Source organism: Sulfurimonas sp. (assembly GCF_023229105.1).
GTDB lineage: Bacteria > Campylobacterota > Campylobacteria > Campylobacterales > Sulfurimonadaceae > Sulfurimonas.
In genome coordinates, this window is the sequence record NZ_JALNZY010000067.1 from 1 (window position 1) to 10,514 (window position 10,514).

A 10,514-nucleotide genomic window follows, 5' to 3' on the forward strand; every position below is an offset into this window, starting at 1 on the left:
AGACTGCTTTTTTGTAAGTGCCGTTCGCATTAGTGAACCATCGTTGGAGGGTTTGCCTGTGGCTATTGGTGGGCGCAGCGATGCTCGGATATTTACTAATGATGCAAAGAAGCAGAGTGTTAACCTTGAGAACTCTGGCTCTTTTGTTAGCACTTTTTACAAAACTTATGAGAAGAGCGATGATTTAAACGCCTTTGTGGATGAGGATGGAAGAGTTCGTGGGATTCTTACTACCTCATCTTATGAGGCTCGCTCTTTTGGGATTAAAACCGCTATAACCATAAGAGAGGCTTTGATGCTTTGTCCGCATCTCATCATAAAAGCACCAAATATGTCTCTATATCAAAAACTCTCTCATGAACTTCATGAGTTTTTACAATCAAAAATCCCTCTTATCGAGCAAGCTAGCATCGATGAGTTTTATGGTGATTTGTCTGGTTGGGTGGAAGATGATGAAGTTGAGCAGTTTATTGATAACCTTAGACATGAGATAAAAAGAGAGTTAAAACTTCCAGTCTCCATTGGAGCGGCAAATACTCGCTTCATCGCAAAGCTAGCCACTTCAAGCGCAAAACCCTTTGGATGCAAGACTATCTATGCCCAGAACGTTGACTCTTTTATAAAAAATATCCCTGTTGAAGCGTTTGCTGGCATCGGTAAAAGTATGCAGGAGAAGTTAAACTCTGTTCAGATTCGTACTTTAGGAGAGCTACAACAGCGGCGCGGAACCATTGAGTCGTGGGGACCTTACGCAAAAGAGCTTTACAAAAGGGTTTGTGGACTATCAGATGAGAACATTAAAACCACGCATAAAAGAAAATCCATCGGCATCTCAAGAACTTTTGACCCAATCTTTGATAGAAATGAATTAAGAAGAAGAGTTCATATCTTAGCCAGACATCTAAGTTTTGCTATCTTAAAACTAGATGTCATTCCGACTGTTTTTAATCTTAGCATCTCTTATGAGATGAGACAAAGCTCACACAAAAACATCTCACAAGCCGAGGTTTTTACGGAAAAAAAGTTTGACTCTCTTTGCTTAAGCCTCTTTAACGAGGCGGACACGCACAAGAGACTCCACGCCATCAGGCTTAGCATCAACTGTTCGAGCTTTACAAGAGACTCTAAAAAAGAGCTCTCTCTCATAGGTTTTGAGGATGAGCAAAGGATGAAAAAGTTAAGTCAAGAGACACATAAACTTAGAGAAAAGTACGGGCTAGATGCCATCAAGTGGGCAAGTGAACTTTAGTATTTTTTTACTTCATAAAAATTGGATTTAATCAAGATAAATAGTATACTACAACCATTTTTTTCAAATGGAGCAAAAAGGGATGTTTACTACCCAAAGCATTATAATATTTTCCTATCTCATCATAGTATTACTTATCGGAATTTGGGCAGGTCGCGGGGTTAAAGACTTCAAGGATTATGCTGTGGCTTCAAAGTCATTTGGTACTATGGCTATCTTTGCAACTCTTAGTGCCTCTTTTATAGGTGGCGGCTTTTCTATGGGAAATGCTGAGAAGGTTTTTTTGGTTGGCATCTCAAACATTGTAGCGCTTTGGGGATTTAGCTTAAAAGAGATTTTGGTAGCAAAGTACATCGCTCCAAATATAGTGCACTACCCAGATGCCATATCTATAGGCGACATAATGGAGCCGGCTTATGGAAGAGAATCTAGGATATTTGCGGGTGTTTTTGGTGTGATTTTAAGTGCTGGAATACTCGGTGCTCAAATTGGCGCTATGGGATATATATTTAATCTTTTTCTAGGACTAGAGCGCTCAACTGGCATCATTTTAGGTCTTAGCATCGTTATCATCTACTCAACCATAGGAGGGATGAGAGCTGTTGTTTGGACTGATATTGTTCAGTTTATAGTTCTCTCTGTCGGTATTCCGCTCACTCTTTACTTTGGCATAGAATATGTTGGCGGCTGGAGTGAAGTTGTTGAGCGTGTACCAGCAAGCCACTTTAGCATCTCGCTTGAACCAATGGCGCTAATAGCTCTTCTTTCACTTTTTCTTACTTTTTTACTAGGTGAGACTTTAGTTCCTCCCTATGTTCAAAGGCTTTTCATTGGTAAAGAGAATCATAATGTAAAAAGAGGAACGCTTCTTAGTGGGCTATTTTCTATCCCATTTTTTGCAGTTACTGGGCTAATAGGGCTTGTAGCTCTAGCTTTAGAGCCTTCCCTTGATGCTAATCTTGCAATGCCTTATGTTATACAAGAAGCACTTCCTCCAGTTCTTCAAGCAGTAGTTATCTCAGCTATTATCTCTATAATCATGTCCTCTGCGGACTCATTTTTAAATGCAGCTGCAATCGCATTTAATAACGACATCATTAAACCAATATTAAAGACTCCCCTTAGCGTAGATGCGGAGCTTAAACTTGCTCGTATGACTACTCTAGCTGTTGGCGTTATAGCTGTAGTTTTTGCTCTTTCTATCGATAGTGTTTTAGATATCCTTATCTACTCATATAACTTTTGGGCGCCTACTACTTTAGTTCCCCTAGCAGCTGCCCTGCTTGGTTTAAAGCTTAGTAAAAAACGCTTTATTGCAGGTGCATCGGCTGGCATCATCACTACTCTTGTATGGAGCAATCTCCTAAACTCTCCCTTTGGCATCGATGGTTTAGTGGTCGGCACTTTAGCAAACTTTATCGCTTTTTTCTCTATCGATAAAGAAAACGCTAAAGCAAGAAGGTAACTTCTCAAACATGACAAAGACAAAACTTTTAGATCAGTTTCGCTCCTTTTATTTAAGAAATTACCCAGATGACATGGAGATACAGATTGAGTATTTTTCAATCTTTGGCGGACTTGGCTGGGAGATAGATACCACCAAACAGATAACCATTCTCATAGAGGAGCTCATCCTAAACAAATTCGTACTGCTAAGAAAAAAAATACAAAACCTAACTCTAGCAGACAAGGAGTGCTTACGGCTTCTGCGTGCTTTGGCGGTGGGCGATAGAAAAATATTTTCAGCTTTTAATCGCGCGGGACTAAACAACGCAAACGGCGGAAGTGCACTCAACTTTTTAGAGCAAAAAGGGCTTATACAAATAGAGTATTCAAGGGAGGAGCCAGCTCGTAGCCTTAACCCAAAAGGAAAACTAAAAAGAGAAGTCGCAAGATATAGAATCTCCCATAAAGTTCTATTTACACACCCTTTTGTAAGATTTTGGTTCTACTTTATCGCCCCGCATACAAAGGAGATAGAGCAAGGCAACTATGAGCCTTTTTTAAAAGATTTTAACAAAAGAAGACATAGCTATACAAGTCTAGTTTTTGAAGAACTCTCGGAAGTTTTGCTAAACTATAACCTTAGAGATTCACAAATTCTAAGCTCGGGAAGCTACTGGAATGCAAACATAGAGATAGATATACTAACAATTACTAAAGATGAGAAAATTTATGTTGCTGAGTGCAAATGGTCAAACCACAAAGTCAACAAAAGTGAGTGGCACAAGCTTTTAGATAAGTGTCAAAGGCTTGGTATTGAGCCGACACAAGCCATTTTATTTTCAAAAAGAGGATTTTCCAAAGAGCTTCTTAACCATCAAGGCAAAAGTTTAGCACTTTATAGTTTGCCTGACTTTGAAGCACTTGTAAAAAACAAAAATATTGATGAAAATCTGAAAAATCTTTTTATTTAGCTGCTCTTAAGTGCACCGTATGCCTCTTGGAGAAGTTGAAATTTCTGCGTGTAGTGTTTTACCATATGAGGAGCTTCTTGTAAAATCTTATCTGGATGATACGCCTTTGCTAATCTTTTATAGCTCTCTCTGATGCTATTTTGACTCGCCCCAATTGGACACTGCAAGACTGCATAAAAGTGATTTTTCTGAGCATCATCTTCCTCCTTAGCGAGGCTTCCAAAGCTATATTTTGCAAAATCGCTGTAGAGCTTACTCATAAAACGATTATTGTAGCTATATTTAATTTGGTAATGCAAAACATGACGCTTATCAAGAGCTCTCTCCAGCCTCGCTTTTGCCTTGTAATCGGAGACATCAAGAACCAAAGATACATCAGTACCTCTCTCTACATAAACCTCCAACTGCGAACGCAGATAACTCAAAACCCAAGAGTTTGGATACTCTAGCGAGATAAGCACCGTATCGCTGTTGTAAGCATAAAGATTTACCTTTATCTCTTGAGGCTCCTCTTGTTTGTTAAGCTCAATCCTAATGGGCTGACCTCCAAATTTAAGCAGGGAACGAAGAAAAAATTCATGTGAAAAATCATGTTTTTTAGCGTGGTGTTGGCTTAGTTCGTTTATAAACACTTCTCTTTCTTGCGCTAAAACTTCATTTCTAAACACCATTACGGCTTTAGGCAAAAAAAGCATACCTCTTGAATGATGATTTAAAAAATCCTTCATCCATTGAGTATTTAACGTATCAAAATCTGTAGTAACAAAAATAAGATTATCTCTTAATACTATCTCCATCTACTCAGCCTCTAGCGTATAATTTTACTAGATGAAGCAATAAAAGTTCCAAATCAGCAGATATTTTTATACATAGCAGGTTGTCTATCTCTTATAAGTCCCCAATACTCTCTTTGTTTTTGATTATCTTCTATATCAAACTCTGCATAAAGAATCTCCTCTTTGTCTCTTGAGGCTTCTGCAATTTTTGCACCCGTATAGTCTGTTATGAAGGAGGAACCATAAAAGTTGAGACTACAAGTATGTCCAACCTCTTTGCCGATACGATTTGCAACCACGACAGGAACGGTATTTGTCGCAGCATGTCCCATCTGAACTCTCTGCCAATGCTCTTTTGAATCAAGATGAATCTCAGGTTCACTTCCTATTGCCGTCGGGTAGAAGATAATCTCGGCACCCATAAGAGTAAGTGCTCTTGCCGTTTCACAAAACCACTGATCCCAGCAGATGCCCACACCTATTTTTGCATACTTAGTGTCATACACTTTAAAGCCACTGTTCCCGGGCTTGAAGTAAAATTTTTCCTCATATCCGGGGCCGTCGGGAATATGCGTTTTTCGGTAGTTGTCCATAATGGTGCCATCTGCATCAGCAACGACTAAAGAGTTAAAGTAGCCCTCCTCACTCTTTTCAAAATAACTTATCAAGATGACTACACGAAGCTCTTTTGCAAGATTGCTAAAGCGTTTTATAAGCTTATTTGCTTCTCTTGGCGCTGCCCATGAGAAGTATTTTTCATCCATATCTTTGCAAAAATACAATCCCTCAAACAACTCGGGCAAAAGTATAATCTGTGCACCCTCTGCGGCAGCTTCTCTAACTAACCTTTGAGCTCTCTGTACATTTGCAGCTTTATCTTCACTCATTTGCATCTGAATTGCACTAACCTTAACCATCTTCTACCTCACTAAACGCTTTTAGCTTTTTCTATCTTTTTTCTCTCAAATTTCATCTTGTCTTGAAACTTTTTACTTCTATCTTTTGCAAAAAGTTGCATATCTTCAATCTCATCCATCTCATCAACAATCTCAACACCCAAAAGCGTCTCTATAGCATCTTCAAGAGTAACGACACCAACCGTCTGACCATAGCTATCATAAACTATAAATAGGTGTGTCTTCCTCTTAACAAAAAGATCTATAAGATGCGGAACAGGTACATTTTCTGAGACCATGTGCACTTCATGCGAGATACTCTCTAATGTCACTTTATCGTGATCTTCGTTGCTCTCCTCAAGAATTCTTTGACTAAAAACAATACCGACAACGTCATCGAGCGTCTCTCTGTAGATAGGAATACGAGAGTGGATATACATTTTATCATCCTCCACCGCTTCTTCTATAGTCGTTGAACTAGACAGAGCAAACACTACACTTCTTGGGGTCATAATATCTTTTGCTTTTATGTTTTTAAGCTTTAAGAGGTTTTCTATTAAATCACTCTCTTTGCTTAAAATAGCGCCCTCTCTCTCCCCCATTGCAACAATCGCCATAATCTCATCACGTGAAAAATTACTTTGGTGCTTCTTGTTTCTTGAAATATACTTTGTCAAAAATGATGAAAACCATGTAAATGGAGTGCTTATTGTCATCATAAACGAAATCATATATGCTGAGGGAACCAACAGTTTTTTCCAGTAAAGCGCACCTATAGTTTTGGGGATAATCTCTGAAAGGTACAAAATAAGAAGCGTTACAACAAAAGCAACAAGTGCTTGCCACTCCTCCCCAAAAAGAATCTGTGCTTGAGCACCAACTCCAGCAGCGCCCATTGTATGAGCAAAAGTATTAACAGTTAAAATTGATGAAATCGGTTTGTCAATGTTTAATTTAAAGCCTTTTAGCTTATTGACTAAATTTTCATTATAGCCTTTAGACAAGCTTTCAATATACGAGTTTGTGCTTGAGAGTAAAACTGCCTCCAAGATTGAACAAAGAAATGATATGAAAATGGCAAGTGAGAGATAAACAATGAGTAAAGTCATAGGATTATTCCTACGTCAACATGGGTGAAACTATGCGAGGCCGGGTCGCTTTGGGTCATTATAAAATTTCCTTTAATTTTTATGGGCATTATATCACATTATAGTTACTGCCAAACATGTTTGCTAAAAAGCCCGCCTCAAACTAAAGTTAAATAGTCTAATAATGTACTGTCAGCCAAACGCTCTCTTCATTAGGCTTTGTCCAAGAGACTCTATGTTTTTTATGTGCGGGAATATTTATATAATCTCCCGCTCCTAACCTTACCTCATCTTCTTCTAAAAAAGAGACAATAGCCTCACCTTTGAGTAAAATTACCCACTCGTTTTGTTTTTGATCATACCACTCATGTTTTGGAGTTTCATGCCCGTATGAAACTATTCTCTCAATTTTAAGTCCATCTTTTATGAGAAGCGCTTCAAAAAACTCTTTATCTGCCGGTTTTGGTATATTAGTAAATATATTTTCACTCATAAAAGCATGCACTCGCGTATCCAACGACTCTATCAGTATCTCCACTTGCATCTGCACTTGTTCTATAATCAAGCAGTTGCGCTCTGAATCCAAGCCTTTTCGCGCTTAAAAGCAGCGCCTCAACACCAAGTTTTCCACACGCTTCACACCCTTCATAAAGCCTGCTTACTTCAATCTTCTCAATTGCCTCAAGGCAGATATTGTCAAGTCTCGTGGCATTACTAAGATTGTGAAAATGGCTTAAATCCGTGCTTATTATAACTCCGCAATCTTCAAAGCTTAAAACATAATCTATGATTTGTGAGAGTTTTGAAGCCTCTAAAAAAGAGTAAACAAGCTCAACTATCTGAGCATCTTCTATGTAGTGTTTTATAAAGGGAAATTGTACTTCCGTACTGTGTTCCATGTGAGCTTCGGGAGTGCATACGAGAGCAAACTTCTCCTTTAGTGCCTGCTGCAAAAAATCTGAACTCTCTATGTCTCCAAAAGGGGTTTCATAAGAGTCAAAGTTACATAAAGAGACTCCCTCAAATCCTATCTTATGTGAAGGACCCATTATGATAAACTTTTTAACTCCACTATTTTTTAAAACTCTATATGCTATATTTGCGCTGTAGCCTGAGTAGATATAACCTGCATGGGGGACTATCACAGCCCTGCTTTTAATGTCTGGTAAAACATTGTCCTCCTCATAAACCGCACTGAAATGCTCAAAATATCTCTCTATCTCAACAGCTCTCGCCGGATAAAAAGAGCCACTTACGCTCATTTTTCGTTTCATTTTAATCTCCTGCTTTTTTATTATTACAACAGAGGTATTGCATCAAAATCTTCATTTATGGCTTCCACATGGTACCTGTATATAGCAGGATGCTCCTCATACGCTGAGGGACTTAATCCAGCTTTTAGACTAAGGTGCTCTAAAAACTCTTTTGGCGACTTTAACTGCTCCCAAACCTGAGGCAAAAAAGTTCCTTGATACCCGTTATGTTTAAAGATGAGTCCATCTACGTTAGGCTCTACTTTTGTAAGCAAATCATTGAAATCTTTATACTCTAAAATTTTTGGCTCGCTAAGAACAGAGACTTCTAGATTAATTTGTGAAAGCTCTCTTTCACTAAGTGGATTAAATCTAGGATCTTTAAATGCTGCAGCTTTGGCATTTTGAAAAATATCGCTATAGAGTGGACGATAAGCAGCAATGGAACCTATGCAACCCCGCAGATGCCCATTGTACTTTAGTGTTACAAATGCTGCACCCTCCTTATTTAAAAACGGGTGCTTATTAAGAAGAGTCTCTTTATCAAAACTATACGCATCATTAAACTGCTCAAGAATCGCACTTTTTGCAATTTTTAGTAAAACAGAGTCTATCATCACAACCCCTTTTCTTTAACCTTCAAATCATTGTACATCTTTGAACTTTACAAAAGAATAAACATATCTTATTAAATCAGCGCACAATCTCCCTTAGCGCATCTTCAAATTTTTCATAATGAAACTCAAACCCATGTTCTAGCAATTTTGAGGGATAGACCTCTTTTGAATCAAGAATAACGCTAGCGCCACCCCCAAAAATCAACTTTATCAAAAAAGCGGGAACACAAAAAAATGTCGGGCGCTTTAGAACTTTGCCCAAAATTTTTGTCTGCTCTATATTTGAGAGAGGGTGTGGAGAAGTAAAGTTCACAGAATCTGTTATGGCAGGAGTTTTTATAATAAACGCTATTGCTCTAAGTAAATCTTCTATATGTATCCACGAAACCATCTGCTTTCCATCTCCTAGCTTTCCGCCGACTCCCATTCTAAAAGGAGGAAGTATCTTAGACATGGCACCGCCATCTTTTGCTAAAATCACTCCAAATCTCATCTGCACAACTCTAACACCTAGCGGTTGTGCTTTTTTTGCCTCCGCTTCCCACTCCAAACAAAGAGCAGATAAAAAATCATCGTCATACTTTTGAGAGTTATCATCTTGCACTATATTTGACTCATAGATTCCAACTGCAGAAGCGCTCAAAAAAAGTTTTGGCTTCTCCTTGCATATTTTTATGGCATCTACTAGTTTTTTTGTGGTATCAATGCGGCTGCTGCGAAGCTTCTTTTTATACGCATCACTCCAGCGAGCTAAAATTGTGGTTCCGCTTAAGTTGATAAGTACATCACACTTATCAAGCTGCTCGGCTATACTCTCAATAGTAGAATCTTCTCGCACCTTTAAGCCTACTATTTCATTATGTTGCGGATTAAAAAACTCCTCTATTTTAGAGCCTACCAAACCACTTTTACCGCAAATTGCAATTTTAAGTCTATTTCCTATCGCCATGCCAAACTCCAAATCTCAAATAAGCCTCATTATAAATGTATCTGTATAAAAGAGTGCTTAGAGTTCTAGGAGTACGGTATCTCTTCTTGTTATTTCAAGCTTCTTACATGCACTCTCAAAAGCCCCGCTCTCGCCGATTAGGATACATTTATGTTTTGCCCTTGTAACGGCTGTATAGATAAGTTTAGTGTTGTGCATAATATAGTGTGAAAAACTCATCGGAATAACAACTATATCATACTCCATGCCTTGAACTTTATGAATAGTTAACGCGTATGAGAGCATCAGATGACTCTTTAACTCCTCATACTCATAAACAACCACAACATCCTCATTTGGATAAAATACGAACGCCTGTTCATCTTCTTCATTTATCTTAAAAAGAAGTCCGCTCATACCGTTAAATATCCTTCTCTGGGCAGAATCCTCACTATTTTTGAAACCTTCGCCGCTCCATGATGTCATATTTTCATTTTTGGTGTGAACTACTTTGTCCATCAGTCTAAACTCCACACCACCCTTTTTTACGCTTTTTTTAGGATTTGGATTGAAGTACTCTTGCAAGACAGTGTTAAGATTATTAGCACCTAAAACTCCACCTTTCATAGGCGTTATAACCTGAAAATAGTTCAGATACTCTTTTATAAGTTTGTTACTTAGTCTGTATCTTGCCTTTTCGATTGACTCTACAACTTTATGGGCAATCTCGCTTACAATCTGATTTGAATTAGCCTCTCGCATCTCATGAAGCTCATTTTGTGAGAGCTGATTTTTAAGAGCGTAGTAGTTTGTCATACTTATATCTATAAACTCAAAATCCTCATACTCATCCCTATATTCGGGTACTATCCCCTTTCTAATATCATCTGCAATCAAAGTTATAGCTTTGTCTTCGCTCTGTCTGTAAATCTTTGTAAGTTTTACTATCGGTGCCAACTCCAGAGTTAAAACATCACTCAAAACATTTCCCGCGCCAATAGGTGGCAGTTGTGCGTCATCTCCGACAATAATAACTATAGCTTTTTTACTAACCTTTCTCATCACTCTTGCAAACAAAGAGGAGTTTATCATGGAGGCTTCATCTATGAGAACAACAGCGTATGGAAACTCATCTCTATCTTCAAACTTAACTAAAAGTGACTGGATTGTTGCACTCTCATAACCAGTTGTATCTGCAATGCGCTGAGAAGCTATGCCACTAAGTGCGCATGTCATTATCTCTTTTTTATCATATCTTGTGTTTAACAAATCAAGTATAGTTTTTGAAGT

11 protein-coding genes are annotated in these 10,514 nt (G+C 38.3%); 3 read left to right on the forward strand and 8 right to left on the reverse strand.

Going from position 1 to position 10,514, the window contains the following annotated elements:
* The 3 genes from M0Q17_RS08825 to M0Q17_RS08835 all read left to right on the forward strand — a co-directional run.
* Positions 1-1,249 (forward strand): DNA polymerase IV (locus M0Q17_RS08825; RefSeq protein WP_295086036.1); only part of this gene is annotated, 1,249 nt, incomplete at its 5' end.
* A gap of 82 nt (positions 1,250-1,331) precedes the next feature.
* Positions 1,332-2,714 (forward strand): sodium:solute symporter family protein, encoded by a 1,383-nt coding sequence (locus M0Q17_RS08830; protein WP_295086038.1) that lies wholly within the window; start codon positions 1,332-1,334, stop codon positions 2,712-2,714.
* 10 nt (positions 2,715-2,724) lie between these two features.
* Positions 2,725-3,666 (forward strand): DUF234 domain-containing protein, encoded by a 942-nt coding sequence (locus tag M0Q17_RS08835; protein ID WP_295086040.1) that lies wholly within the window; start codon positions 2,725-2,727, stop codon positions 3,664-3,666.
* Here M0Q17_RS08835 and M0Q17_RS08840 read toward each other — a convergent pair.
* From M0Q17_RS08840 to M0Q17_RS08875, 8 genes are all read right to left on the reverse strand, one after another.
* A complete protein-coding gene (locus M0Q17_RS08840) occupies positions 3,663-4,463 on the reverse strand; it encodes a J domain-containing protein (protein WP_295086041.1) in 801 nt (266 codons plus the stop codon). The two genes, M0Q17_RS08835 and M0Q17_RS08840, sit on opposite strands and share 4 nt — an antisense overlap.
* A gap of 53 nt (positions 4,464-4,516) precedes the next feature.
* Positions 4,517-5,359, reverse strand: coding sequence for an N-carbamoylputrescine amidase (aguB, locus tag M0Q17_RS08845; protein ID WP_295086043.1), 843 nt, complete (start codon positions 5,357-5,359; stop codon positions 4,517-4,519).
* An 11-nt stretch (positions 5,360-5,370) separates the two neighbouring features.
* Positions 5,371-6,447 carry a CNNM domain-containing protein gene (locus tag M0Q17_RS08850; protein ID WP_295086045.1) on the reverse strand — a complete coding sequence of 359 codons (1,077 nt, stop codon included), beginning with the start codon at positions 6,445-6,447 and terminating at the stop codon, positions 5,371-5,373.
* Positions 6,448-6,604: 157 nt separating this feature from the next.
* Positions 6,605-6,919, reverse strand: a complete 315-nt coding sequence (locus M0Q17_RS08855) for a cupin domain-containing protein (RefSeq protein WP_295086047.1) — start codon at positions 6,917-6,919, stop codon at positions 6,605-6,607.
* Positions 6,912-7,700 carry an AmmeMemoRadiSam system protein B gene (gene amrB, locus M0Q17_RS08860; RefSeq protein WP_295086048.1) on the reverse strand — a complete coding sequence of 263 codons (789 nt, stop codon included), beginning with the start codon at positions 7,698-7,700 and terminating at the stop codon, positions 6,912-6,914. Before amrB ends, M0Q17_RS08855 begins: the two co-directional genes overlap by 8 nt.
* Before the next feature lie 23 nt (positions 7,701-7,723).
* Entirely contained in the window at positions 7,724-8,296 is a 573-nt protein-coding gene (gene amrA / locus M0Q17_RS08865) for an AmmeMemoRadiSam system protein A (protein ID WP_295086050.1), read from the reverse strand.
* Between the two features lie 76 nt (positions 8,297-8,372).
* Positions 8,373-9,245 (reverse strand): TIGR01777 family oxidoreductase, encoded by an 873-nt coding sequence (locus M0Q17_RS08870; protein WP_295086052.1) that lies wholly within the window; start codon positions 9,243-9,245, stop codon positions 8,373-8,375.
* A gap of 57 nt (positions 9,246-9,302) precedes the next feature.
* A partial coding sequence (locus M0Q17_RS08875) for an AAA family ATPase (protein WP_295086053.1) occupies positions 9,303-10,514 on the reverse strand: 1,212 nt, incomplete at its 5' end.

What these genes read in the sequence shown, in the direction of transcription:
- M0Q17_RS08830 (WP_295086038.1), top strand. Translation starts at nt 1,332, where the DNA reads ATGTTTACTACCCAAAGCATTATAATATTTTCCTATCTCATCATAGTA.
- M0Q17_RS08835 (WP_295086040.1), top strand. Translation starts at nt 2,725, where the DNA reads ATGACAAAGACAAAACTTTTAGATCAGTTTCGCTCCTTTTATTTAAGA.
- M0Q17_RS08840 (WP_295086041.1), bottom strand. Translation starts at nt 4,463, where the DNA reads ATGGAGATAGTATTAAGAGATAATCTTATTTTTGTTACTACAGATTTT.
- aguB (WP_295086043.1), bottom strand. Translation starts at nt 5,359, where the DNA reads ATGGTTAAGGTTAGTGCAATTCAGATGCAAATGAGTGAAGATAAAGCT.
- M0Q17_RS08850 (WP_295086045.1), bottom strand. Translation starts at nt 6,447, where the DNA reads ATGACTTTACTCATTGTTTATCTCTCACTTGCCATTTTCATATCATTT.
- M0Q17_RS08855 (WP_295086047.1), bottom strand. Translation starts at nt 6,919, where the DNA reads ATGAGTGAAAATATATTTACTAATATACCAAAACCGGCAGATAAAGAG.
- amrB (WP_295086048.1), bottom strand. Translation starts at nt 7,700, where the DNA reads ATGAAACGAAAAATGAGCGTAAGTGGCTCTTTTTATCCGGCGAGAGCT.
- amrA (WP_295086050.1), bottom strand. Translation starts at nt 8,296, where the DNA reads ATGATAGACTCTGTTTTACTAAAAATTGCAAAAAGTGCGATTCTTGAG.
- M0Q17_RS08870 (WP_295086052.1), bottom strand. Translation starts at nt 9,245, where the DNA reads ATGGCGATAGGAAATAGACTTAAAATTGCAATTTGCGGTAAAAGTGGT.